Annotated in this window: 1 protein-coding gene and 1 pseudogene; one reads left to right on the top strand and one right to left on the bottom strand. The window is 72.4% G+C overall.

Annotated elements, in window-relative coordinates:
* Positions 1–133: 133 nt before the first annotated feature.
* Complete coding sequence (locus tag ABZ815_RS35875; protein WP_357705661.1) at positions 134–655, bottom strand: snapalysin family zinc-dependent metalloprotease; 522 nt, start codon at positions 653–655, stop codon at positions 134–136.
* A 188-nt stretch (positions 656–843) separates the two neighbouring features.
* Here ABZ815_RS35875 and ABZ815_RS35870 point away from each other — a divergent pair.
* Positions 844–1,172, top strand: a pseudogene (locus tag ABZ815_RS35870) (sodium:proton antiporter); the annotation flags it as partial.

Below are 1,172 nucleotides of genomic sequence, written 5' to 3'. Positions count from 1 at the left end.
GCGCGCCGGCGCGGGCGCGGGCGCTGGTGTGTTGGCGCCCCGCCCGCCGGCGCCCGACCCCCCCCCCCCGGCCCCCCCGGGGGCGCGAGCCCCCCCCCCCCCCGCGCCGGGGGGGCGGGACGGCGGGGCGGGGTCAGCGGTCCTCGTGCACGCGGCCGAACTCCACCGCCGGGGCGCTGCCGGCGAAGTTGCGGTCCACCTCGGCCCGTTCGGCCGGGCTGGGGGTGGCGTTCGTGCAGCTCACGGGGGCGCTGGAGCCTGACATCAGGTCGCTGCACAGCCCGGTGCGGCGGTCCGGCAGGCCGAGGATGTGGCCGATCTCGTGCGTGGCGATCCGGAGCGGGAAGTAGCCCTGGTTGACCGCCTGGCGGCCCATCCAGATGGTGCCGCGGCCGAGGCTGGTGGGCAGCGTCCTGGGCCAGCCGTCGTCGGCCAGGACCACGAAGCTGGCGGGCGAGCCCTGCATGAGCCGGACGTTGACCACGTTCGCGTTCCAGACCTGGGCCGCCTGGTTCACCACGTTGACGAACTCCGCCGACCGGGAGGCGTCGTACCGCACGACCCGGACCAGCACGGCGGCCTGGGCCGGGGAGGTGAGCAGCAGGAAGGAGAGGGTGAGGACGACGGAGAGCGCGGCACGGAGAGACCTTGACACGGATCCTCCTCATGGAGTTGGGGGGCCATGTCACGGTATGCAGGAATTCAGGGGTTAGAAAAGTAGCAATTAGTGCATATTGCCGCCATATGACAATGGCGGCAATAGCTTCCCGTTGCGGGCGATACTGAGCGGTTTGGACGCAAAAAGCAAGATTGTCGTGAGTTGCGCAGGGCAGTGGGGCCGGGATGTCCACCCCCGATCTCGTCCTGGCCCTCGGCGGCGCCGCCGCGCTGCTCGCCGCCGTCCTGCCCGGCCTGCTCGCCCGCCGGGCCTTCTCCCCTCCCCTGCTCTACCTGCTCGGCGGCATGGGGCTGTACCTGCTGCCGATCGGTCTGCCCGAGCCCGACCCCGTCGCCCACCGGGCGGCCGTCGAGCACATCACCGAGATCTGCGTGCTGGTCTCGCTCATGGGCGCGGGGCTGGCGCTCAACCGGAGGATCGGGTTACGGAGCTGGTCGACGACCTGGCGGCTGCTCGGCTGGGCGATGCCGCTGACCGTCGCCGGGGTCACGGC

The organism is Nonomuraea sp. NPDC047529, assembly GCF_040642995.1.
GTDB lineage: Bacteria > Actinomycetota > Actinomycetes > Streptosporangiales > Streptosporangiaceae > Nonomuraea.
Note: the sequence above shows the minus strand (reverse complement) of the source record. Positions and strands in the feature narration are given on the sequence as shown.